At 50.4% G+C, this 20,195-nt stretch carries 23 protein-coding genes; 18 read left to right on the top strand and 5 right to left on the bottom strand.

Features of this window, described 5'->3' with window-relative positions; translation table 11 throughout:
* The first annotated feature begins 13 nt into the window (after positions 1-13).
* From M3194_RS00325 to M3194_RS00300, 6 genes are all read left to right on the top strand, one after another.
* Entirely contained in the window at positions 14-679 is a 666-nt protein-coding gene (locus M3194_RS00325) for a ThuA domain-containing protein (protein WP_251651039.1), read from the top strand.
* A 98-nt stretch (positions 680-777) separates the two neighbouring features.
* Positions 778-1,137, top strand: coding sequence for an ArsR/SmtB family transcription factor (locus tag M3194_RS00320; protein ID WP_251652062.1), 360 nt, complete (start codon positions 778-780; stop codon positions 1,135-1,137).
* A gap of 37 nt (positions 1,138-1,174) precedes the next feature.
* Entirely contained in the window at positions 1,175-1,681 is a 507-nt protein-coding gene (locus M3194_RS00315; RefSeq protein WP_251651037.1) for a metallophosphoesterase family protein, read from the top strand.
* A 29-nt stretch (positions 1,682-1,710) separates the two neighbouring features.
* Positions 1,711-2,487, top strand: a complete 777-nt coding sequence (locus M3194_RS00310) for a metallophosphoesterase (RefSeq protein ID WP_251651035.1) — start codon at positions 1,711-1,713, stop codon at positions 2,485-2,487.
* Between the two features lie 24 nt (positions 2,488-2,511).
* Positions 2,512-2,718: a hypothetical protein gene (locus tag M3194_RS00305; protein WP_251651033.1), complete on the top strand. Its 207-nt coding sequence runs from the start codon at positions 2,512-2,514 to the stop codon at positions 2,716-2,718.
* The gene (locus M3194_RS00300; RefSeq protein ID WP_251651031.1) at positions 2,715-2,987 is read left to right on the top strand and encodes a HesB/YadR/YfhF family protein; all 273 of its coding nucleotides are present in this window, start codon (positions 2,715-2,717) and stop codon (positions 2,985-2,987) included. Before M3194_RS00305 ends, M3194_RS00300 begins: the two co-directional genes overlap by 4 nt.
* A gap of 77 nt (positions 2,988-3,064) precedes the next feature.
* Here M3194_RS00300 and M3194_RS00295 read toward each other — a convergent pair whose 3' ends face one another.
* The gene (locus M3194_RS00295; protein ID WP_251651029.1) at positions 3,065-3,712 is read right to left on the bottom strand and encodes a metal-dependent hydrolase; all 648 of its coding nucleotides are present in this window, start codon (positions 3,710-3,712) and stop codon (positions 3,065-3,067) included.
* 360 nt (positions 3,713-4,072) lie between these two features.
* Between M3194_RS00295 and M3194_RS00290 the strand changes: the two genes are divergently transcribed.
* On the top strand, positions 4,073-4,753 hold the full coding sequence (locus M3194_RS00290) for a hypothetical protein (protein ID WP_251651027.1): 681 nt from the start codon (positions 4,073-4,075) through the stop codon (positions 4,751-4,753).
* 54 nt (positions 4,754-4,807) lie between these two features.
* Positions 4,808-5,917 (top strand): hypothetical protein, encoded by a 1,110-nt coding sequence (locus M3194_RS00285; protein WP_251651025.1) that lies wholly within the window; start codon positions 4,808-4,810, stop codon positions 5,915-5,917.
* An 80-nt stretch (positions 5,918-5,997) separates the two neighbouring features.
* Here the strand turns inward: M3194_RS00285 and M3194_RS31420 are convergent, their stop codons facing one another.
* The 3 genes from M3194_RS31420 to M3194_RS00270 form a co-directional block, all read right to left on the bottom strand.
* Positions 5,998-7,464, bottom strand: coding sequence for a sensor histidine kinase (locus M3194_RS31420; protein WP_251651023.1), 1,467 nt, complete (start codon positions 7,462-7,464; stop codon positions 5,998-6,000).
* Positions 7,454-8,152: a response regulator transcription factor gene (locus tag M3194_RS00275; RefSeq protein ID WP_251651022.1), complete on the bottom strand. Its 699-nt coding sequence runs from the start codon at positions 8,150-8,152 to the stop codon at positions 7,454-7,456. Before M3194_RS00275 ends, M3194_RS31420 begins: the two co-directional genes overlap by 11 nt.
* A gap of 397 nt (positions 8,153-8,549) precedes the next feature.
* On the bottom strand, positions 8,550-8,858 hold the full coding sequence (locus tag M3194_RS00270; protein ID WP_251651020.1) for a hypothetical protein: 309 nt from the start codon (positions 8,856-8,858) through the stop codon (positions 8,550-8,552).
* 137 nt (positions 8,859-8,995) lie between these two features.
* Between M3194_RS00270 and M3194_RS00265 the strand changes: the two genes are divergently transcribed.
* The 9 genes from M3194_RS00265 to M3194_RS00225 all read left to right on the top strand — a co-directional run bounded on the left by M3194_RS00265 (position 8,996) and on the right by M3194_RS00225 (position 17,561).
* Positions 8,996-9,841 (top strand): HAD-IIB family hydrolase, encoded by an 846-nt coding sequence (locus tag M3194_RS00265; protein WP_251651019.1) that lies wholly within the window; start codon positions 8,996-8,998, stop codon positions 9,839-9,841.
* Positions 9,842-9,858: 17 nt separating this feature from the next.
* Positions 9,859-11,127 carry a D-alanyl-D-alanine carboxypeptidase family protein gene (locus tag M3194_RS00260; RefSeq protein WP_251651017.1) on the top strand — a complete coding sequence of 423 codons (1,269 nt, stop codon included), beginning with the start codon at positions 9,859-9,861 and terminating at the stop codon, positions 11,125-11,127.
* Between the two features lie 182 nt (positions 11,128-11,309).
* Positions 11,310-12,269 (top strand): nucleoside hydrolase, encoded by a 960-nt coding sequence (locus M3194_RS00255; protein WP_251651015.1) that lies wholly within the window; start codon positions 11,310-11,312, stop codon positions 12,267-12,269.
* 78 nt (positions 12,270-12,347) lie between these two features.
* Positions 12,348-12,860 carry an acyl-CoA thioesterase gene (locus M3194_RS00250; protein WP_251651013.1) on the top strand — a complete coding sequence of 171 codons (513 nt, stop codon included), beginning with the start codon at positions 12,348-12,350 and terminating at the stop codon, positions 12,858-12,860.
* 311 nt (positions 12,861-13,171) lie between these two features.
* Positions 13,172-13,717, top strand: a complete 546-nt coding sequence (locus M3194_RS00245; RefSeq protein WP_251651011.1) for a hypothetical protein — start codon at positions 13,172-13,174, stop codon at positions 13,715-13,717.
* Between the two features lie 126 nt (positions 13,718-13,843).
* Positions 13,844-14,566, top strand: a complete 723-nt coding sequence (locus M3194_RS00240) for an SDR family NAD(P)-dependent oxidoreductase (protein WP_251651009.1) — start codon at positions 13,844-13,846, stop codon at positions 14,564-14,566.
* A complete protein-coding gene (locus M3194_RS00235; protein ID WP_251651007.1) occupies positions 14,560-15,654 on the top strand; it encodes a threonine aldolase family protein in 1,095 nt (364 codons plus the stop codon). The genes M3194_RS00240 and M3194_RS00235 overlap by 7 nt, the downstream gene beginning before the upstream one ends.
* 44 nt (positions 15,655-15,698) lie before the next feature.
* On the top strand, positions 15,699-16,655 hold the full coding sequence (locus M3194_RS00230; protein WP_251651006.1) for an ATP-binding protein: 957 nt from the start codon (positions 15,699-15,701) through the stop codon (positions 16,653-16,655).
* A 21-nt stretch (positions 16,656-16,676) separates the two neighbouring features.
* On the top strand, positions 16,677-17,561 hold the full coding sequence (locus M3194_RS00225) for a tetratricopeptide repeat protein (protein ID WP_251651004.1): 885 nt from the start codon (positions 16,677-16,679) through the stop codon (positions 17,559-17,561).
* A gap of 76 nt (positions 17,562-17,637) precedes the next feature.
* Here the strand turns inward: M3194_RS00225 and M3194_RS00220 are convergent, their stop codons facing one another.
* Positions 17,638-18,528 carry a LysR family transcriptional regulator gene (locus tag M3194_RS00220; RefSeq protein WP_251651003.1) on the bottom strand — a complete coding sequence of 297 codons (891 nt, stop codon included), beginning with the start codon at positions 18,526-18,528 and terminating at the stop codon, positions 17,638-17,640.
* A gap of 138 nt (positions 18,529-18,666) precedes the next feature.
* On the opposite strand from M3194_RS00220, the gene M3194_RS00215 reads away from it, so the two are divergent.
* The gene (locus M3194_RS00215) at positions 18,667-20,064 is read left to right on the top strand and encodes an MFS transporter (RefSeq protein ID WP_285889026.1); all 1,398 of its coding nucleotides are present in this window, start codon (positions 18,667-18,669) and stop codon (positions 20,062-20,064) included.
* Positions 20,065-20,195 lie beyond the last annotated feature (131 nt).

Genomic DNA, 20,195 nt, shown 5'->3' with positions numbered 1-20,195 from the left:
GGGAGGACATCTTATGCACAGACTACTGGCGGTTATCGGAGACTATTATCATCCCGAATCGGTCATCGCTGAAGGGCTGGAAGAGAGTCTGGCTTCCTGGCTGGCAAGCGGTAAAGTAAATCTGACTTATACCACCGTGGACCGGCTTGCGAAAGCGCTTCAGGATAAGCCGGACGCGGTAATTCTCTTCAAGGATGATAAGATCAACCCGGCCGACGAGAATCCGATCCATTGGCTTGATCCGGAGACGGAACAGGCGATGCTCCAATACGTGTATGAAGGCGGCGGCTGGTTATCCTGGCATTCCGGACTTGCGTCCTACCCGGAGGACGGCGCGTACGTCTCCATGACGAGAGGTTATTTCAAATACCATCCCGAGCAAAAGCGGGTTCGGTTCGAGCCTGTTGCCGTATCGGCTTCTGGAGAGCATGTTGCCATTCATCCTTCGCTTAGCTTCGAATCGGTAGAGGAGCATTATTTCGTCTATTGCGACGAATCGAATACGAACGTGTTCATGCGCTCCTTCTCCGAAGACGGGGAATCCATTGGCGGCTGGTCGCATTCGTATGGCAAAGGACGGGTATGCTGCCTGACGCCGGCCCACAACCATCACTCTCTGATCCTGCCGGAGATGAAGCAAGTGGTAGATGCGTGCGTTCGCTGGTGCGCACGGGCATAAAACCTCATATTGACGATTAAGCTCCTTATATAGAGGAGCTTCTTCTATTTCTGCTATAATGTCGGTATGTACATAAGGTGGTGCTCATTGTGGAAAAAATGATCGATGATCAATGCGAAGATTCCTGTCTGGGCACGGATCTGGAGAGCGGCAGTATGGCTAGCGCCAGAGTAGAGGAAAAGACGGCGATTGATCTGGCGGAGCTGTTCAAGGCGCTTGGCGATCCGACCCGGGTGAAGATGATTTACGCGCTGCTCGACCGCGAGCTATGCGTGCACGACTTATGCCAGGTGCTGGACATGGCGCAGTCGGCTGTATCCCATCAGCTGCGTTACTTGCGCAACGTGCGAATCGTCAAACGGCGCAAGGCCGGCAAGACGGTCTATTATTCGCTGGACGATGATCATGTGAAGGAAATATTTGTTCAGACGCTTCAGCATGTGCAGCATTATTCCTGAGTATCGGAAATCGAGAGGTCAAAGGAGTGCAGCGCCTATGAAAATTGTAGTCGTCTCCGACACCCATATGCCGCGAATGGCGAAAGCCCTTCCGCCGCGCCTGCTTGCGGAGCTGGAGAATGCCGATCTCATCTTGCATGCGGGAGATTGGACCAGCTCAGCCGTATACAGCGAATTAAGGAAATTTGCCCCGGTCAAAGGAGTAGCCGGCAACAATGACGGGGAAACGATCGTCAAGAAGCTGGGCTATAAGAAAATCGTGACGGCGGGCGGCAAACGGATTGGCCTCGTGCACGGCCATCTCCCGTCCTCCGGCAAGAAGGCAGAGCAGAATGCCGCTCTGGCTTTTACCGCCAATCAGGTGGATGCCATCGTCTTTGGCCATTCCCATATCCCTTTCATGAAGGAGCACAATGGGATTCTGCTCTTCAATCCCGGCTCGGCAACGGCGAGGCGCAAGCAGCCTCAGTATTCTTTTGGCATTATGAGCATAATTGAGGGAGAACTAAAGGCGAGGCATATTTTTTACGATAATAAGATATGAAATCTTAAAGAGCAGCAAGGGAGGCTGGTATGATCGTATACATCCTAATTGGGCTGGTTGCCCTTCTTCTGCTGATCTATGTCCTGTTTATTCTCCCGACCCAATGGCTGAAGATTGAGAGAGTGACATATAAGACAGGTGCAGGTATAAAAATCCTGCAAATCAGCGATATTCATATCGAGCATATCCGAATACCGGCAAGCCGGTTAACGCGGTTAATAAAAGCCGAGAGGCCCTCGTATATTGTCATAACGGGAGATTTCACGGAGCTTGCCCCTTATTTGCACAAGGTTCAGCGTTATATCAAGGAGCTTGCTTCTGCGGGCGTGCCAATCCTGGCCGTATACGGGAATCATGATCATCATCTGGCTCCCGAAGCTCTGCGGCAATTAACGAAGATACTGGAAGGTGCGGGGGTTCGGCTGCTCCATAACGAAGTGCTGGATAAAGGGCATTACCAGTTTATCGGCATTGACGATTGGACCAGCAAGAAAAGCAATCCGGAGCTGGCATTTGCCAAGGCTGATCCCGGGAAGCCGTCGATCGTTCTGACGCATGACCCGAATGTGGTGCTCCATATCAAGCAGCCTTTCAACTACTTGATGGCGGGGCATTTCCACGGGATGCAGTTCCATCTTCCGTTCCTGTTCAAGTACTTGAGGAAAGGCGCTTTGCCGGCGGCGGGAATCTATAAAGGGATGCATCAAATGGAGAACGGCATGATCTATATCTCCAAAGGAATCAGCCAGACGGGAACCAATGCCAGATTCCTGCTCAGGAGCGAAGTTACTCTTCATCAATTGTAGACAATGGGGAGCGGGCAGCCGTTGATGAATCAACAGCAGAATTCATGCAAAATCAAGCGGATAGGGATCGTGTTGGAAGTCAAGGAAGATCGGGTATTGCTTGAAATAGAGGGTAAGCCGGTAACGGTTCCCCGCAGCAAGACGGAGGAAGCAATCGCTCTTGATGACCGGGTGCACTGGAGCGGGACCTTATGGGTGAAGATCGAGGAAGAGGAGGTGAAAGACCGATGAAAATGAGCGTTACTCCTGCCGCAACGGCACTTTTCAAACAAGAATGGGGTTTTAAAAACAATGACAGCGTGCGGATCTTCGTCCGATACAGCGGCGGCGGAGAAGACGCCTTCGCCTTTGGCATTATGAAGGATAAGGCCCGCTATCCGGCGATCGAGACCGTTGAAGACGGCATTACGTTCTATATGGAGGAAAATGATGCGTGGTACATGGATGGAAAGGATCTTACCATCGACTGCCGCAATGACAATATCGTATTTCTTCGTTAATATCCGGCATAAAGAAAGACGCTTCAACCAAGTGAGAGCCTGGTGATGAAGCGTCTTTTCTATTGCTTGGCCTTACTTTACAAGAACGGTATCTTAAATGATTTCTTTACGAGCGGATACAGCCATTTCACGCCGCTTGGCGTTAACGTATCCGCAATCAGATGCGACAGGTAGCCGGCAACGGCAATGTACATGATGCCTTCCAGCTGAAGCTGCTTCTCAAGACCCCATGCAATGGCGCCCCAAGCGATAACGGCCCATACGGTATGGGTTAATCCGCGGTGCTTCAGCCATGGCACCCAAGCAACAAATACGCCAAAACCAATCATCCAGCTCATGTTCATGGTCAATCCGCCATAGATCAGTGCACCGCCAACCGCGCTGACCAGCGCATTGCGGATCGTGCCGCTCCGGACGACAAGTCCGAGCAGCAGGAGGGCGGCACAAGCGATGACAAGCGGGATGTCTATGTAGTGATCGCTTAAGTACAAGTATGCCGTAACCGCCGTTAGCAGCCATCCACTCCAAAGCAGCAGGCCATGCAGCCATTTGGACAGCTTGCCGGCTTTCGAGCTTAACAGGCTGGGTCCGTCGAGATCGGCGCTTAAGGCGGAGAATGCGGCGACGGCAAGATAGGTAGCTGCGTTTACAACGGTAAACGGGTAATGGGCCGCAGCGGCAGCGCCTATCGCAACGCCGATAGTAAGATGAGTCGTGCCTTTCATTAGACCTCCTGTGACTGTTTTGTTGGCATCAAACATATGTTCGCATGTCTATTATAGCGCATATTTACGCGGATTACTACATCGCTTTTATGCCCGCTGGCACGGTCTAATAAATTGGAACAAAAGGGTTCGGCTCAAGGGCTGAATCCTTTTTTATAGGGGTCGGCATACGGGCTCAAATCACGATAGATACCTTGTGCATCCAAACGCAATATTCCCGACGCTTTTATTTACATTTTCGAAACATCTGTTACTATTTTTGGAACATTCTTTTGATACATTTTATATGTGCTTAATCGAAGGCTTAAGACAAGATTGACACAAGAATAGAAATCATAGATAACAAAAGGAGAGAATAACATGATTAAACTTAAGACAGCAATGAAATGGATCCCGGTAATGGCCGCTGTATGCATGCTTGCGGCTTGCTCGACAGGAGGGACTGAACCGTCTTCCTCCTCTACACCATCAACGCAAAATTCGAGCAGCGCTCCGACGGCTTCACCCGTCCAGGAAGACAACGCGGCTGAGACTCCTCAGGCAGCAACGGAAACCCCGGCGGCTACGGAGGAGCAGACTTCCCAGACGGATCGTCCGCAAACCCAAAGCTTTGACCTGAGAACGGGGGAGACAACCGCCGCCTTGAAACAAGGGGAACAATTCTCCTTCTATGCATTCGAGGGATTCGACTTTGACGCTGCGACAGGCCGACTGAGTCTGGCGGCCAACGACGATTATTACGCGGATATGAAGCGTCTGCCGGAGGGCGAAGATTTGAAGCAGCTCCGTGAATCCGCCGAAAAAGAATTGAAGGCGTTCGGCAAAGTATCCGATTACAGCGGCGAGCTAGTCGAGCATCCGCTTGGCCATGCCGAGTTGTATCTTCAGTCTACAGGCGCGGAAGGGATAAGGGATTATATCGTGTGGAAATCCGAGACCGGAGAGCAATACCTGTTCCGCATAAGCAATCCGAAAGGAGAGGAAGCTTCGGCTTTCAGCGAAAAGTTATGGGTTTCTCTGTCTACGGTACGGGGAGAATAAACGTAATACGCAACCAAATGCTGTTAGGCAATCAAGGAGATGGGAGGAAAGGCCATGATTCGACTTCTTACGGCAATAAAAATGATCCCGATCGTAGCTGCTGCTTGCATGTTTGCCGCATGTTCGGCAGGAGACAACAATCCTTCTTCTTCGCCTACTCCGAAGATAACCGTCATTGACGATGCCAATAATCAGGCTGGCGAGCCCGGCGTGTCCGTTAAGAATATGGTGCATTTGGATCATGCGGAAGTCATGGATTGGGTTGATGAGAATACGATAGTCGTCTCGAAGGAAAACGAATCGCTCGATAAAATGTCCCTCGCGGAGCTAGCGGATTCTTATCCCCGGAGTCTATATCTGTACGACCTCGATACCCGTCAATACACGCTGTTGAAGCAAAAGGAAAATACGCATTTAGGCAGTGCCGTGCTGTCTCCCGACAAAAAGCATCTGATCTATTCCGAATACTCGCTAGGGGACCCTATTTATTCGGTCATGAATATGGACACTCTTGACACATTCCGTCTGACCGGGGAGTCGAACGGAGGAGCCGTAAGCGCCAAATGGGCGGATTCAGAGACGATTATAGGAACGGCTTACAACGGAGGAGCTTATACCGCGACCGTGGATGGCAAGATCACGGGGGTCGACAAGCTGGATGAAACGGGATTGTACATCGTGGAGAAGGTTGGAGATACGCTCTACTACAACACGCAATACGACGCCTCGCTTAAGGCGCTGAACTTAGTCAGCCTGGAACAGAAGAGCTTGAACCTCGACAACGTGATTAGAGCTCTTCCTTCGCCGGACGGCCGCCAGATGCTGGTTCTGCAGGCGAGCGGCTCCAGAACGACTCTCCTTCTATGCGACATTAACGGAAATATCGTCAGAACGATTGCCAAGGGAACGGAGCTAAACGGCATTTCGTGGTCGCAGGATCAGCGAATGATCGCCTACGGCATGAAAGCCGATGTGAGCGGGGCGACGGTAAAAGGACTCTATCTGTACGATATGCTAAGCGACAAGTCTACCCGAATCGCCGTCGATGTTGAACCGGTAACCACTGCTTGGAGTCCTTCCGGCGAGAAGCTCGTTTATACGGAATGGAACTCAAAGCCTTACAGAAGCGGCATCGTCGAGATTAACTATTCCTTGCAAAGATAGCTACAGCCGCAAGAAGGCGGCCCGTCTGTTGCCTTATGGGCAGTGAACGGGCCGCCTTTTTCGCGGCTTGATCGATATGATCAAGCTTCTGATGATCCATAGGCAGGGAATACGATACGGAACAAGGTGCCTTCCGAATCGGTATGAACGAGGGTGAGGGAGCCTCCCTGAGATTCCGTGTATTGCTTAGCCAGCGAGAGGCCAAGTCCGGTGCTTCCGATTTCGCGGGAACGGCTTCTATCGACGGTGAAGAACGGATCAAAAATCTTGTGGGCGACGTCACTTGGAATCCCGATGCCTGTATCGGCAATTTCAATAATGACTTGATCAGCAGATAGCTCCGTCTTCACGAAAATGCGGCCTCTGGTTTTGTTATACTTGATGGCATTGTCCATCAGATTCATAAGCACGATGGAGAGGTGCTCCTTGTCGGCATCCACGTAGGCCTCGATCAGATCGGTCTCCACCGTAATGCCGAACTTATCCATTTTCCCCTTTAGGCTATCCAGCACCGTTAACAGCTCTTGTCGTACGTCCAGCTTCTCCTTGTGGAATTCGAATTCGTATTTCTCCAAGGCGGACAGGTGCAGCACCTTTTCGACCATCTCGTATAGCCGCTGCGTATCGCCCAGAATGTTTGCTTTGGCGGTGTCCAGCAGCTTATCGTCGTCAGGATACATATCGAGCAGATCAATATACGATTTAATCGAGGTTAGAGGGGTTTTGAACTCATGGGTGACGTTGCCGATAAACTGCTTTTGCTGCTGGTCTAGCTGCGATAATTTGCGAACGGCCAAGGCTAGCTTCTCGCGCTCCTCGTCCTTATCCCGCATCGTCTTCATGATTTGCTCGCTCATCATGTGAATGCCTTTGCTCAGCTGTCCGATTTCGTCCTTGCGTCTGAGTACGGTGGACACCAAGTTGCCGGCGCGAATCTGGTCCACGATCCTATTCAGCTTAATGATTCCGCTGGCGAACGAATTGAAGTAGAAATAAGCGAGTATAAAGCTGAGAATAAACACGCTCGCGCCGATGTAGATAAACATCAGCTTGATCTGGTTGTAGAAAGCAAGGTTGTCCGTTAAGGAGTAATAGAACTGAATGACTCCAACCTGCCCGTCGCCGATCCGCAAGGGGGCAAAGTAATACAACGAATCGTTCTCGATGAGATAAGCCGTCTTATTGTTCAGGGCGAAGTCCAACGTCTGGCGGATACCGCCCGACATGGCGAGAGGGGGATCCGAGCTAAGGACGGTTCCCTCCTGATCGTACAGCACAACCGATTGTCCCGTAATCAGCTCCAGCTGCCTCGCGAAATCCCGGCCATTGGAGGCCAGATAGGTTTGCGGTACCTTGCGGGATTCCCCCATCAGCGTTTGGATAAAATAGACATTTGCGGTTGCGGCCTGTTGGGAGAAGAATTGCTCCAGCTGGGCCTGCTGATTTTTCTTGATGCCTTCGAGCACGAGCAGGCTAAGGATGAAGACCGTAAGAAGCAGCAGGAAGACCAGAAAGACGCTGAATTTAAGCTTAATGCTAATTCTCACGATACCCTCCCAAGGTTTTATAACCTACGCCATGGACGGTTTGAATCATTTTGCCGTATTCTTCCCCCAGCTTTTTCCGAAGCCTTTGCACGTGGATATCTACGGTTCTCGTGCCGCCGATATACTCTAAGCCCCAGACCCGGTCAAGGAGCTGCTCTCTTGTAAATACCTGATCCGGGCTCGATAGAAGCAACGTCAATAAATCGTATTCTTTAGGCGGCAAATCCAGAGCTCTCGTTCCGACGTAGGCCGTTCTCTTGTTGAGCTGAAGAACGACTTCTCCTAGAGAGATCTCGGCTGCATCTTGTTTTTCCTCGGCGGCTTGCATCCTTCTGAGCAAAGATTTCAGGCGGGCCAGCAGCTCCCGCATATCGAAGGGCTTTGTTATATAATCATCGGCGCCAAGTTCCAGCCCCAATACTTTATTAACGATATCTTCCTTGGCCGTCAGCATAATAACGCCGATTCGCCGGCCCTTTTCTCCAAGCTTCTTCAGTATCTCGTAGCCGTCCATTCCGGGCAGCATAACGTCGAGAATGATGGCGTCAGGCTGGAAGATAGGCAATCTCTTGAGAGCGGCGTCTCCGCGATTGACGACATCGACGAGATAGCCTTCCCTTTGCAGCGCATAGGAGATGGCATCAGCGATTTTCTTTTCATCTTCGATCACCATTATTTTGTCGCTCATGAAAAATTCCTTTCCTTCATTTATTCATAACGTCTCTATTTCATCTTATCATAGTTGCATTTTTCTTATTTTAACGATTGTAAAATAAAGTTATGGTGCATGGCCAGGAGGGAGATGGCGGACGAGTATGCATGGCGAAAAACGGGGGATCATTGATTGTTCTTCATTAATGTTTAATCTAGGAGATTACGAGCTAAGCAGATCCTATCAAAGCTTATAAAATTTATCAGTGACTTAGTCACGCAAATACGAAAAGCCCCATTTGGGGCTTTTCATTATGATACTAAGCAATAATAGGTTAACATAATTATATTTATGTAATAGCAGTACGTTTGTAAAAGTTTGGTTATCTATATTTTCCCATTCCCATAATGTGCTTTCGTTCCGTACCTGGCTCCTAACGGTTCCTCCGGGGACGGCGGTCGATTTCCTCGGACACCACAAACGCAAGCTCCTCATTGCCAAACAAAGAGAGCACCTGCAGCACGGTAGCATCATCAATATCGCCAGCTTGCTCCTTGGGAGCCGTTACAGTCATTGCCTCCAGCAGACGAACGTTTCCGGCTTGACGCGGATAGGCCCTCGAATACAATTCCACGGCATCGAGCCCATGATTTACGCACCATTGAGCGAACACGAGAATCATTGTATCTTCATCCTGTTTGTATCTTTCTATGATAATCTGTTCCATTTCTTTTGAATTCATTGCTATTTCTCCTTTAAGAAGGTAATATAATTTACGAAAAATTATTCATAATAGACGGATTGTAATATGAATATCGCCTGAAAACAATCCTCATTTTTACCTCGTATGGAAATCCAATTCGTAAGGGGAAATCATGCATGCCATCCTGCTATTTAACGGATCTTGACGGGACTCTGCTGCGTACCGATCAGTCATTATCGGATTATACGGTAGCTCAGTTGAAGGAAGCTCTCGAAGCGGGTACGATCGTGAGCTACGCAACGGCAAGAAGCTATATGAGCTCCGAGCGTGTCACTTCCATTATTCCTTGGCGTTATCCGGTTGTATTGTATAATGGAGCAATGATCTTTGATCCGATTGCGAAGCGGGTCATTGAGGGGAATTGGCTTAGTCCGCAACTATCGAATGATATTATGGAAGCGGGACGGCTATACGGGCTGATGCCGCTTGTATTTGCGCTGGATGAACGGGATCGGGAAAAGGTGCTTCATGAGAAGCTGTACCGGAGCGGGGAAGTGGATTTCTATAACAGCAGACCGGATGATCCCCGTTTTCAGGAAATGGATAATCTAAAGGTCGATGATTCTTACCGCCCTCTAATCCTGACATACATTGGGTTATACGAGGAGCTTCAGCCCTTGAAGCTGACGGTCGAGCAGCAATTTGGCGGGCTTGTTCATATTCAGTTCATAAAAGACGCGTATATTAAAGATCATTATTTTCTCGAAATGAGTCATCCCCTGGCGAACAAAGGGGAGGGCGCGCGAATATGGGCGAAGCTTGTCGGCTCAGAGCTTGAAGATGTAACCGTATTCGGAGATAACCTGAACGATCTTGGCATGTTCCGCGCGGCAGGCACCAGAATCGCCGTCGCCGATGCCCATGAGCAAATAAAACAATTGGCGGATTCCATCATCGGCAACAGCAATGAGGATGCAGTCGCCCGATATATAGCAGTAGAACGGTCGCGTTTGACTACATGAGGATAAAGAGGGGAATTATGAGACCACTTCAAGGCCTGATTGCAATGATGTTCATTATTCTCGCATTACTATCGCCAGTACCCGTATTTGCGGAAGAGTCTGTGCAGCCAGCCGAGGATCAGACCCAGCAGCCTGCCGAGCAGCTGCCCGAAATGCCGCATTCGGAATCAGCCGTTCTGATTGACGCCAAGTCCGGCGCAGTGCTTTTCGCCAAAAACGAAACCGAGCGTTTGTATCCGGCAAGCATTACGAAGATTGTTACCGGCATTATTGCCCTGGAGCAATCGGATCCTGCCGATATCGTGACGGTCTCGAAGAACGCGCGCGGCGAAGACGGGACCCGGATCTATCTGGCGGAAGGCGAGCAGAAGCCGATGCTGGATCTGATCGAGGGGATGCTGATCAACTCGGGGAACGATGCGGCTACCGCTATCGCCGAGCATATTGACGGCACGAATGAGCAGTTCGCCCAGCGCATGAACGAGTTTGTCCGCAAGCTGGGAGCTTGGGATACCAACTTTGTGAATCCAAGCGGACTGCCCGATGAGAATCAGTATACGACGGCAAGGGATATGGCTAAGATCGCGCAATATGCGATGGAGAACGAACAGTTCCGTCAAGTTGTGGCCACCAAGTCGAGGCCGTGGGTCGGACAGGAATGGGTCTCCAAGCTCGAAAATCATAATAAAATGCTAAAAAGCTACGAAGGTGCCATCGGCGTGAAAAACGGATTTACGCAGGCAGCCGGCTATACCTTGGTATCCGCCGCTGAACGCGGGGATATGGAGCTTATCGGGGTAATACTTAAAGGCGATACGGATGCAGGCGTGTATACGGATATGGCCAATCTGCTCGATTATGGGTTTGCCCATTATACGAGCTCGCAATATATGGCCGAGGATGAGAAACGCACGTTTGTGACGCGGGATACCGGCAAATCGATGGAGTTTATCGCCGACAAGCCATTCTGGGTGACCATGAAGGATGGTGTGGTTCCAACCGTAGCCGTTGATTCGAGCGGAAGAGCTTACGTCCAGTCCTCGGAGGTCTATAGCCCGTCTGAGACGGCTGCGGCATTAGTGCCCATCGTTCCGCTAGCAGAGCAGGCGGAGGTTCAGATAGCTTCCATCACAAAGTCTGATCCGCTGAACGGAACGACTCGAACGCACAAAGCTTCCGGCTGGAGCTTGGGAATAACGATTGCCTGGTCGGTCATGCTCCTCTTTATGCTCTTGTCTGCCCGGATCATGTATGTAAGACAACGCAGAAGAAAATTATATAAATAACAAGGTAAAGAGCCAAGACTGATGAGAAGTCTTGGCTCTTTTGCGCAAGCGGCTAAAGCGTTATTCACAAATGAATCAATAAATTTTATGTGCCGGGAACAATAGTTGTCCTAATTAAAAGCAAAAATTGTCGAATTCGATTACAATAGAGTTTGTGATTCATACAACAGGAGGAATAAGCAATGAACGGTAAAACACGAATTATTTTGGATGTAGATACAGGGATCGATGACGCGCTGGCCGTTCTGTATGCCTTGCTGTCACCGGACATTCACGTGGAAGGGTTAACAACCGGATTTGGCAATATTCATGTGGAGCAGGCAACCGAGAATACGCTGCGGCTCATTAAGCTGGCGAACTGCGGATATGAGGTTCCGGTAGCGGCAGGCGCAGCAGGTCCGCTGCAGCGGGATTACGCGGGTCCGGTTCCGCATATTCACGGTCATAACGGGATTGGCGATGCGAAGCTTGCGCCAACTGAGCAACAGCCTCTCAAGGAATCCGCCGCGGAATTTATCGTCCGTAAAGCACATGAGCTTCCCGGTGAGCTTGTTGTCGTAACGGTAGGACGAATGACCAATCTGGCGTTGGCGGTGGCTATGGACCCGTCTATTGCAAGCAAGATCCGAAACGTCGTAGTGATGGGCGGAACGGTATTTGCCCCCGGCAACGTAACGCCGGTCAGCGAAGCGAACCTGTGGGGAGATCCGGAGGCGGCACAGCAAGTCTTCCGCTCGGAGCTGCCGCTTACGATCGTAGGATTGGATGTTACGCTTCAGACGAGATTGTCGCGCACTCATCTCGATCAGCTGCGCCGGCTGGCTCCAGAGGACAAGCAGCCTATCGTTGATTTTTTACATACGGCCTTGGAGAAATATTTCACCTTTTACCTGGAACAGAATCAATACCTCGGGGAGTGTCCAATGCATGATCCGCTAGCCGTGCTGGTGGCAGTGAATCCCTCTCTCGTGAATACCAGAGTTATGCGTGCCGATATTGACTGCGGACATGGTCTCACGGCGGGCATGATCATCACAGATCGCCGGGTTAATCCGCAGGTCGGGAGAGAAATTACGTTCTGCCTGGAAGTGGATGCGGATCAGGCGCTGCGTCAAATGCTGTCCGTGTTTCTGGCGCCGTAAGCTTCATGAACGCGCACTCGCGGATGAAAGACCAATGAGTACCTAAAAGAAAAGCGAAGAGAAGAGGATGGCCCCGATATGGAACAACGATATTCTCGCGAATCCAGATGTTATAAAACGTCTAGAATTTTTCCTACGGACGTGAATAACCACAATACGTTATTTGGCGGCAAGCTGATGGCTTATATCGACGATATTGCTTCTATAGCGGCAACCAAGCATTGCCGGCGTGCGGTCGTTACGGCCTCAACCGACTCCGTTGACTTCCTGTATCCGATCCGGCCTTCCGATTCCGTGTGTCTCGAGTCCTTCGTTACTTGGACGGGGCGAACTTCCGTAGAGGTGTTCGTTAAGGTCATTAAAGAGGATTTGTTAAGCGGGGACCGCGATGTCGCGGCAACGTCCTTCCTGACCTTCGTTGCGCTGGACGAGAACAGGCGTCCCGTACCGGTGCCGAAGGTCATTCCGGAATCGGAAGAGGAATTCAAGCTGTATGAGACAGCTCCTCATCGCGCCGAAATGCGGCGGATTCGCCGCGAGGAAAGCAAGAAATTCGCGGATTTTCTGACGGTAGCACATCCTTGGGATTAGTCAGTCAACAAGAATAGGCAATAAAAAAGGCGCATTCAGCTCGAATGCGCCGCATTAACGACATATTGGATACAGCAATATACGAATAATGCAAGAGCTACACAGATTCCAACTACAATATAAACTGCCTTACGTCCGTTCATTTAAGCACCAGCTTTCTATGTACATCGATACTTGGTCTATTATATACGAATCCGCAGGCAAAGTCATGGCGAGGAGATGCTTGCTTCATCACCCGTTGTTACATATACTTTTAGAATCGGGTTAATCGCCCGGATAAAGAAGTATCGCAAGAGGGGAATGACGACAAAATGGAGCAAGCTTCCAAACCGCAGCAGGATGCCACAAACATTCCGCAGGAGGAATTTTTCGCTGCTGCCGCATTATTTTGCCGCGCATATCCAGTATTCGTCGCGGAGATTGACCGTGTAGAGGCCGAACGCGGAAGACTAAACGACTTCCAGCTTATGCGTGCGGTGAACAAGGCCAAAGAAGGTCTTGTGATTCTAGGCTGGGATTGTCGAAAAGCCGTTAATGCGCTATTTGATACGTATGTGGAAATCTATAAGCATAGCAGCAAGGATGACGCCAACCATTGGGCAGAATCCACCTTCGGGTGCAACAAGACGTTAATCTACGAGCCTCCTTTTGAAGAGGACGTGGTACTGGAGCATGGCGTGTCCCTGGATATGAGAATTGAGCAGCTAACTGCACTTATCCATGAACAGGAAACGACTCTTCTGCAGAACTACAGGGAGCTGTACAGGCTGAAGATCGCCGCCGCCCATGACGCCGAAGCAGATCACGGTCCGGAAGCAGCGGAGCAGGCAGAGAGCAACAAGCAGGAAGAAGAGTAAGAGGAGAAACCGCTGCCGCATTTGGCAGCGGTTTTTCGATATGCCTCCGTAATCGATTTCATGCGGGAGGTTGTATGCTATACTTAGGACATGCCTGTGCAGGCACGGAGAGGAGACGGGATACAGATGGTCAAAACGATGTTGGTGACGGGAGCGGATCGCGGTGTCGGTTTAGCGCTCACTGCACAGTGGCTGCAGGACGGCAGCCGGGTATTCGCCGGACAATATGCCGACAGCGCCGGATTGCAGGAGCTGCAGAAGGAATATGGCGAGCAGCTGTCGGTGTTTCCGCTTGATGTAGCAAGTGAAACAAGCGTCAAGCAGGCCTTTGAATGGGTAGAGTCGAGAACCGATAGGCTTGATGTACTTATAAATAACGCGGCAATCCTGGGAGAAATTGGAAATACCATTCACGATGAGCTTCAATATGAAGAAATGCTGAGCGTATTCAACGTTAATGCCTTGGGCAGCCTGCGCATGAGCCAGACCTTTACGCCGCTCCTCCTGCAAAGCGATTCCAAGCTGATCGCCAATATTTCCTCGGAAGCAGGTAGCATTGCAGACTGCTGGCGAGATGCCTGGTATGCTTACTGCATGTCCAAAGCGGCGGTCAATATGCAATCGAAGCTTATACATAACGGCCTTAAGCCTCAAGGCGGACGTGTGCTGGTCATTCATCCGGGCTGGGTGCAGACGCATATGCAAGGCAAGCTGGATGAAGCGGCAGAGCTGACACCCAAGCAGTCTGCGGCAGGTATTACGAAGGTCATTCATTCAGCCATAGGAAGAGAAGCTTCCGCGATGGAATGCGAATATGTAGATTATGAAGGTAGGAAATTGAAATGGTGAAGACACTTCTTGAAGCTTATAACACGGCAGAATATCCGGTTCTGGGACATGGAAAGCGTAATGTTCAAGTATTAAAGGATACATTCGATCATCTTCAAGGCGAGATCGATAGCGATATATACGGAACGGGAAAAGTAATCGAGGATTTTCAGGCGAAAATCGCGGCCTACCTGGGCAAGCCATCCGCTGTCTTCTTCCCAAGCGGAACGATGGCCCAACAGATTGCGCTGCGTCAATGGTGCGATGAGAAGGGTAGCAGGAAGGTTGCTTATCATCCATTATGCCATCTGGAGATTCATGAGCAGGACGGCCTGAGGGAGCTTCATCATTTGGAGCCCGTGCTTCTGGCGGACAAAGACCGGCTAATCACACTCCAGGATGTTCAGAGCATGGATGACGATATGGCTTGTCTGCTGCTTGAGCTGCCGCAGCGGGAAATCGGAGGACAGCTGCCTGCATTTGAAGAGCTGGAAGCCATTGCTGCCCATTGCCGTGCGAAAGGCATTAAGTTGCATCTCGACGGGGCAAGACTTTACGAGATTTTGCCGTACTACGGCAAGACGGCCGCCGAAGTCTGCGCTTTGTTTGACAGCGTGTACGTGTCCTTCTACAAAGGGATCGGAGGAATTGCCGGGGCCATTCTTGCCGGAGAGGAAGCATTCGCGAGTCAATCGAAGATCTGGAAACGTCGTCATGGCGGCGACTTGATCAGCCTCTACCCTTATATTCTTAACGCGGATCAAGCCTTTGACGAAAGGCTGTCTAAGATGGAGCAGTATTATAAAGCTGCCGTCGAATTAGCCGGGATGTACAATAACGGCATCGAAGGCGTCGAGACTCGACCGGTAGTACCGGTATCCAATATGTTCCATGTTCATGCGGCTCTGCCGAAAGAGACATTCGAGAAGATTCTGATCGCCGTATACGAAGAGACCGGGATAGGCTTGACCGGCAGCGTGCGCGACACGGGAGAAGGCGCTTCTTATTACGAAGTAAGCCTCGGAGACCGTTATTCATTTGTTCCGAAGGACCGACTGAGAGAGGCTTTCGTTCAACTTCATGAGAAAGTAAAACAAACCTTGAAATGATTATGGTACTATTTTCAATATAGAGGGTGAAGGAGGAATCGAGAATGTCGGATTATGATGAACTATCGGAAAGACGCAGGAATAAGCTGAAGCTTATGCAGTTCAGCAAGGATGAACAATCCTTTGTCGAGACGGATAAACCGAAGGAAACCTTCGAAGACGTCGGCGGCCTTGAAGAGGTGAAGAAGAAGATTCGGATGAACTTTATTCTGCCTCTGAAGCAGCCTGAAATCTTCAAAGCATATGGCAAGGAAGCCGGCGGCAGCCTGCTCTTGTTTGGACCTCCCGGATGCGGCAAGACCTTCCTGGCTCGTGCAGTGGCCGGTGAGATTGACGCGAATTTCATCCATATCGAGCTGCAGGCCATTCTGGGGATGTATGTCGGGCAAAGCGAGCATAACCTCCATGACGTGTTCCAGAAAGCCCGGGAGAACAAGCCCTGCGTGATATTCATTGATGAGCTGGATGCCATGGGAGGAAGCCGTCATCAAATGCGGCAGCATCATGAGCGGATGCTCGTCAATCAGCTGCTGACCGAGCTGGACGGGCTGCAATCCGGCAATGACCAGGTGTTTGTTATTGGGGCAACCAATACGCCGTGGTATCTGGATTCCGCCTTGCGCCGCCCTGGTCGTTTCAATCATCTTGTATTCGTGCCGCCTCCGGAAGAGGAAGAGCGGACAACGATTATGCAGCTTAAGCTGGCGGGCAAGCCTACGAATGCCTTGAATCTTGGCAAGCTGGCAGCCGAGACCAGGCTGTTCTCTGGCGCGGATCTGGAGCAGGTCGTAAATGATGCCGTCACGTCCGCCATGGAGCGTACCTTCGAGACGGGAGAAATTCAGCCGATTACGCAGGATGATCTTCGGAAATCGGCTAAAGCAAGGAAGGCGACTACGATTGAGTGGTTCGCGACAGCAAGAAACTATGCCACCTTCAGCGATGTGAACGGCGATTATCAGATCGTGCTTGATTATGCGAAGAAGCATGGCATCAAATAGTTTTTACGGCAGGAGGATTCTATGGTAGAAGAGACAATGACCCCAAGCTCTCCTACAGCCTATAGTGCCGTGTATCAGCTGATGTCCTGGAAGAGGTATAAGGAAGCATTAGCCGAGACGGAGAAGCTGTTGCGGGAAGATCCTCACGATCCGGATCCGTATGCCTTATATGCGCAGATTTGCGCGTTGATGGGAGATTACCAGAAAGCCCAGCATTGGGTAGAGGAAGCGTTAAGACGGGACCCCGAGCATCATTTAGGCTGGTATGTCCGTGTTTCCGTTTATTATGAGACGGGCAATGAGGCTGCCTTTGACGAGGCGATCCGGGAAGCGCTGAGGATTGATCCTTACGAGGCTCATTATTATTATCTGCAGGCCAACCAACTGAACAAGAAGGGCAAGTTCTCGGAAGCGAAGGAGCAAATCGAGACGGCTCTGGAGCTGGATTCCGAGAACCCGCAATATTTGTCTATTCTTAGCTACACGCAAGCCTTGCTTGGACAAGATCATCGATCGAGAGAAATAGAACGCGAAGCACTCCGCTATGGCGCTGAGGAGCCTATCGTTCTGATGTATCTCGCCTGGGCGGCTGCGCGGCGAGGTGATTATAAGCTGCAGGAGACGTACATGCGCAGCGCGGTGCGCCTCAATCCGGACGAGAAGCAATACCAGGACGAGTACCTGGAGTCCCTTCGTCATCAATATGTGCTGTACCGGATCTGTTTGTGGCCTAATAAATTATTCCGCAAAATGAAGCCATGGCAAATATTTGTCATGTGGGCCGTATGCTGGCTCTTGTTTAAACCGTTAGTATTGCTCTTTATTTGTCTTCATTTATTTGCCCATTGGTCGACCAGAGCTATCGTTCATGTAAAGGTCTTTGGCTGGCGCAGACGGCGCTCCTAAATAAACATAAACCGGATCGGATCTCCCTGGGAGTTCGAACCGGTTTTTTTGTTTTTCCTCTTAACGGCCCGTTTCCTTATCCCCCGGATGACTCCGCTTGAAAATATGTCCCGAGGAACGCCATGTACTGCTTAGCGGCCCGCGGCAAATACCGCTTCTCATTCCAGGCAATCGAGAACTCGCGCTCACAAGCCGGCGATTCAATGCTGAGCAGCTTAACATTTGGATCTTCATTCGTATTATGAGGGACAAAGGCGATGCCAAGTCCCGCTTGGACAAGGCTCCATAAGGCAGACGGCTCATCCACCTCGCAGATTACGTTTCTCGAGATTCCTGCAGCTTCGCAATATCTGTCGTTGATATGACGGAAAGGATGCTCGGCATGATACTCGATGAATGCTTCATTCTCCGTCTCGGCTAAAGAAATACTGTCTCTCGCCGCTAATCGGTGGGTAATCGGAACAGCAAGATTGACGGTTGCTTTCAATACGATTTGTTCACGAATCCAAGGTTGATTAAGAGGCGCGGCAATGAAGCAGAGATCAACATCGCCTCTCTCCAGTAGGGAGATCATGTCGCTTGAAGAGGCAGGAGGAATCTGGACGACGCGAAACAGGATCTCCGGGTTCTCCTTGCGGAATGCGCTTATGGAGGAGGAGAGACGATTCAGCGTAGATGTGGCAAGTCTAATCGTTCCTTGCTCTGCTTCCAGCATATCCGTTAGTTCCCGCCGTCCTTCGTCCAATGCTCCCAGCGCGGTCTCCACCTGCTGCAAAAAGGCTTTGCCAAAGCGATTCAAACGGATTTGCCGATTCTGCCGATCAAACAGAGGAACGCCGACATCTTCTTCGAGACGCGATATCGTCTTGCTAAGCGCAGGCTGAGCGATTCGAAGCTCCTCGGCTGCTTTTGTCATGTGTTCGTATTTCGCTACCGTGCGAAAATATTGAAGCTGAAGCAGTTCCATGGTCACACCCTCCAAAATCTGATCATCTATTCGTTTCATATACTAAAGTATATGATTTCATATAATAATATATATTATCATTTATCAATCTGGAAGGGTATAGTGGATCATGTAAAGATAAGCAGAAGGGAGATCACTATGGCCTCAGAACAAATAAATTCCAATCCACCCCTGAATGGGAACATTCTAATTCGGCTTCTGGCGTTCACACTCATACTATCCTCCATGAGCGCTACGATGTTTAACATCGTGCTCCCGGAGATTCGGGCAGATTACGAGCTCTCAGTCGCTCAGGTCAGTTGGGTATCGACCGCATACCTGCTCATATACGCGGTTGGTTCCGTTCTCTACGGCAAGCTGCTTGATCGATATCAAGCCAAGCATCTGATTACGTTCGGCTTGCTTGTATTCGCATCCGGCTCGCTTCTTGGGCTGCTCGCCGGATCCTACACGTTCGTGCTGACGGCAAGAATGATGCAAGCGGTTGGAGCTTCAGTCATCCCGGCGTTAGCGATGCTAATTCCTGTTCGATATTTTCCGCCGGAGAGAAGAGGTCATGCGCTCGGGATATCGGCTACCGGCTTGGCCTTGGGAAATGCTATTGGGCCGATTGTGTCCTCGCTGCTCGTGTCGCTTGTCCACTGGAGGTGGCTGTTTGCGATTCCCATGCTCATCCTGCTCACGCTGCCGTTCTATCGTAAGTATCTGAGTACGGAGATAAAATCAGCTGGGCGCATCGATTGGCTGGGAGGATGTCTTCTGGCAGGTACGGTAGCTTTGTTGCTGCTTGCGATTACGCAAGGAAACTGGTGGATGGCAGCAGGCAGCGCTTTGGTGCTTATAGGTTTCTTTTTGCGTATTCGCCTGGCATCTGATCCATTCATCTCCAGGACACTTATGAGAGACCGCGTTTATTTAACGGGATTAACGATTGCCGCGCTTGTCATGAGCGTGAGTTATGCCTTGCCATTCCTGACGCCTCAACTGTTGGCGGATATCAATCGTCTAGAGCCTGGCTGGATTGGCTTCGTCATGGTTCCCGGTGCCTGCGTATCCGCTTATCTTGGAAGAAAAGTCGGCAAATTGGCGGATTCGAAGGGGAATTCCTTTGTCTTTCATATCGCTTCTCTATTCCTGTTCAGCTGCTTCTTCTTGCTAGCCTTTTTCGTTGGAAGTCATGCCGTATGGATCGGCTTTATTTATACAATCGGAAATGTGGGATTGATGTTCATGCAGATTGCGCTCTCCAATACGATCTCCCGCAGTATCCCGAAGGATCAGGTTGGCGTTGGCATGGGGATGATGACCTTATGCAACTTCCTGTCCGGCGCTGTATCGACGGGGATCTACGGAAAGATTATGGACCAGGGCGCAGCAGTGAGCTGGCTACCATGGCATACGAACGCTGCTACCTATGCATTTAGCAATCTGTATCTGGTTCTGGCGATTATTCTCGTTGGGATTCTCGCGATCTACCGGGGCGTTTTTGTAAGCAGGAATAAGACTGAAGGTGTGCGTGTGGTCAGCAAGCATTGATATTCTCAACTTGTGATGAACCAAGCATATCGAGAATAATAGAGGAATATAGAAAACCGGATCGATTCTCCGATGGAGATGGGTCCGGTTTTTTGTCTGTGCGTTTAGGATTACTTTAGATTTTCCTGTTG

This window comes from Paenibacillus glycanilyticus, from assembly GCF_023715145.1.
In the GTDB taxonomy this organism is placed as follows: Bacteria; Bacillota; Bacilli; order Paenibacillales; family Paenibacillaceae; genus Pristimantibacillus; species Pristimantibacillus glycanilyticus_A.
Note: the sequence above shows the minus strand (reverse complement) of the source record. Positions and strands in the feature narration are given on the sequence as shown.

Bases quoted from the DNA above. Each gene is read 5' to 3' on its own strand.
- M3194_RS00325 (WP_251651039.1), top strand. From the start codon at position 14: ATGCACAGACTACTGGCGGTTATCGGAGACTATTATCATCCCGAATCG.
- M3194_RS00320 (WP_251652062.1), top strand. From the start codon at position 778: ATGATCGATGATCAATGCGAAGATTCCTGTCTGGGCACGGATCTGGAG.
- M3194_RS00315 (WP_251651037.1), top strand. From the start codon at position 1,175: ATGAAAATTGTAGTCGTCTCCGACACCCATATGCCGCGAATGGCGAAA.
- M3194_RS00310 (WP_251651035.1), top strand. From the start codon at position 1,711: ATGATCGTATACATCCTAATTGGGCTGGTTGCCCTTCTTCTGCTGATC.
- M3194_RS00305 (WP_251651033.1), top strand. From the start codon at position 2,512: ATGAATCAACAGCAGAATTCATGCAAAATCAAGCGGATAGGGATCGTG.
- M3194_RS00300 (WP_251651031.1), top strand. From the start codon at position 2,715: ATGAAAATGAGCGTTACTCCTGCCGCAACGGCACTTTTCAAACAAGAA.
- M3194_RS00295 (WP_251651029.1), bottom strand. From the start codon at position 3,712: ATGAAAGGCACGACTCATCTTACTATCGGCGTTGCGATAGGCGCTGCC.
- M3194_RS00290 (WP_251651027.1), top strand. From the start codon at position 4,073: ATGATTAAACTTAAGACAGCAATGAAATGGATCCCGGTAATGGCCGCT.
- M3194_RS00285 (WP_251651025.1), top strand. From the start codon at position 4,808: ATGATTCGACTTCTTACGGCAATAAAAATGATCCCGATCGTAGCTGCT.
- M3194_RS00275 (WP_251651022.1), bottom strand. From the start codon at position 8,152: ATGAGCGACAAAATAATGGTGATCGAAGATGAAAAGAAAATCGCTGAT.
- M3194_RS00270 (WP_251651020.1), bottom strand. From the start codon at position 8,858: ATGAATTCAAAAGAAATGGAACAGATTATCATAGAAAGATACAAACAG.
- M3194_RS00265 (WP_251651019.1), top strand. From the start codon at position 8,996: ATGCCATCCTGCTATTTAACGGATCTTGACGGGACTCTGCTGCGTACC.
- M3194_RS00260 (WP_251651017.1), top strand. From the start codon at position 9,859: ATGAGACCACTTCAAGGCCTGATTGCAATGATGTTCATTATTCTCGCA.
- M3194_RS00255 (WP_251651015.1), top strand. From the start codon at position 11,310: ATGAACGGTAAAACACGAATTATTTTGGATGTAGATACAGGGATCGAT.
- M3194_RS00250 (WP_251651013.1), top strand. From the start codon at position 12,348: ATGGAACAACGATATTCTCGCGAATCCAGATGTTATAAAACGTCTAGA.
- M3194_RS00245 (WP_251651011.1), top strand. From the start codon at position 13,172: ATGGAGCAAGCTTCCAAACCGCAGCAGGATGCCACAAACATTCCGCAG.
- M3194_RS00240 (WP_251651009.1), top strand. From the start codon at position 13,844: ATGGTCAAAACGATGTTGGTGACGGGAGCGGATCGCGGTGTCGGTTTA.
- M3194_RS00235 (WP_251651007.1), top strand. From the start codon at position 14,560: ATGGTGAAGACACTTCTTGAAGCTTATAACACGGCAGAATATCCGGTT.
- M3194_RS00230 (WP_251651006.1), top strand. From the start codon at position 15,699: ATGTCGGATTATGATGAACTATCGGAAAGACGCAGGAATAAGCTGAAG.
- M3194_RS00225 (WP_251651004.1), top strand. From the start codon at position 16,677: ATGGTAGAAGAGACAATGACCCCAAGCTCTCCTACAGCCTATAGTGCC.
- M3194_RS00220 (WP_251651003.1), bottom strand. From the start codon at position 18,528: ATGGAACTGCTTCAGCTTCAATATTTTCGCACGGTAGCGAAATACGAA.
- M3194_RS00215 (WP_285889026.1), top strand. From the start codon at position 18,667: ATGGCCTCAGAACAAATAAATTCCAATCCACCCCTGAATGGGAACATT.